The sequence below is a fragment of the Mesorhizobium sp. M7A.F.Ca.ET.027.02.1.1 genome (genome assembly GCF_004022985.1).
In the GTDB taxonomy this organism is placed as follows: Bacteria; Pseudomonadota; Alphaproteobacteria; order Rhizobiales; family Rhizobiaceae; genus Mesorhizobium.
Genome location: NZ_RZOL01000742.1, coordinates 1 through 1,391, shown reverse-complemented (window position 1 = coordinate 1,391; position 1,391 = coordinate 1). Strand labels below are relative to the sequence as shown.

3 protein-coding genes are annotated in these 1,391 nt (G+C 61.3%); 2 read left to right on the top strand and 1 reads right to left on the bottom strand.

Annotated features, from left to right (window positions below; genetic code table 11):
• Positions 1-494, top strand: a 494-nt coding sequence (locus EN749_RS35770; RefSeq protein ID WP_128364928.1) for a hypothetical protein, incomplete at its 5' end; no start/stop codon positions are given.
• Between the two features lie 259 nt (positions 495-753).
• On the top strand, positions 754-963 hold the full coding sequence (locus EN749_RS35765; RefSeq protein WP_107652739.1) for a cold-shock protein: 210 nt from the start codon (positions 754-756) through the stop codon (positions 961-963).
• Positions 964-1,059: 96 nt separating this feature from the next.
• On the opposite strand, the gene EN749_RS35760 is transcribed toward EN749_RS35765, so the two are convergent.
• Positions 1,060-1,391 (bottom strand): Dabb family protein (locus EN749_RS35760; protein ID WP_348629411.1); only part of this gene is annotated, 332 nt, incomplete at its 5' end.

Genomic DNA, 1,391 nt, shown 5'->3' with positions numbered 1-1,391 from the left:
GGAGCCGCCAGATCATCGAAAAGGCCGACCGCCTCGTGGGCGGGGGTATCTTGACCAGGGCCGAACCGTCCGAGGCTCCGCCACGATCCGATTTCATGGCGGCCTATCGGTACGTATGGAGCCTGGCGGAGACGCACCGGCTCGGGAGCGTCGCGCCACACCATTTTTTCAAGGAGCTGCAACGCGCGGGATCACTGGAACAGCTTGTTGACCGCATCAAGCGATATCCCAAGCGCGCTCCACTGACATCCGAGCTCATACGCCTCGTGTGGCTGAAGGAGACGGGCGAAAGCCCCTGGTCGGCTATGAAGCGATCGAAGATCACGATTGTGGAACCAGGCTGTGCGGCTGATCATCCAGATCGCGGGCTTCATTGCCAGCGCGCGCTGGAACCGGCTGTCCAGGAATTGGTTGAGAGCGCCGCGGCGGCCGGATGGACCAATGACGAGATCGCGGGTGCACTCCTCGAAGTCGCGCGCGCACATCAAGGGTGACAATGCGCTGAGAGGTTACCGTGCATCCGGGCCGAGGGCGGACGGGAGAGCGGTTCGCCAGCCATTCGCAACGCGCATGCCTCGCCGGGTCGACCGAAGAGCGCTACTCCAGAAAACCTCTCGGCCGTGACTCGACCGAGATGCAGAGGGCACAGGCGAAAGGCTGACAAAGACAACCGTCATTGACGTGTTCAGGGCGATGGTTAGATTGCCTCCGCGGGTGAGAATTGCCCGCCTTGCCAAGACAAGGAGTAGACGCGTGGCTACGGGTACGGTGAAGTGGTTTAATGCGACAAAGGGCTTTGGGTTCATCCAACCGGACGCCGGCGGAGCGGACGTTTTCGTTCATATATCTGCCGTGGAACGTGCCGGGTTGAGGAGCCTCGCCGATGGCCAAAAGGTCAGCTATGAGGTCGAGCAGGACCGGCGCACTGGAAAATCGTCAGCTGGCAATCTCCAAGCGATCTAAGGTGCTCTCACTCTGGACGCTTCCGCCAGCCGTGTTTCCCGCTATCATGATCCGGCTTGTGCAGCATCCGCTTCCCCGGCAACAAGCGCGTCGTGCTTACTGGCGCGCGTTCTCGCCCAGCGACGTCCTTGCCGCAGCGATCTCATAGTCGGCCGCAAACCGCAATTCGCGCAGCGGCCGCACTCGCTTGATAGCCTCCTGATATAGCGGATGCGCCTTATAGGCAGCGAGCTCGGCATCGGTGCCGAATTCGCCGTAGACGATGACGTCGACTTCCTTACTGGCGGGATCGCTCTTGCGATTCTGCGCGACTTCGAGCCGGCGTGCGTGCGGGATCTTCGTCAGCAGTGCAAGCCCGTCCAGGATCGGCTCGAGATTGCTGCTGCTCGCGGCAGTGAAGAAGACGATGTGTCGGATCATGATTTTCG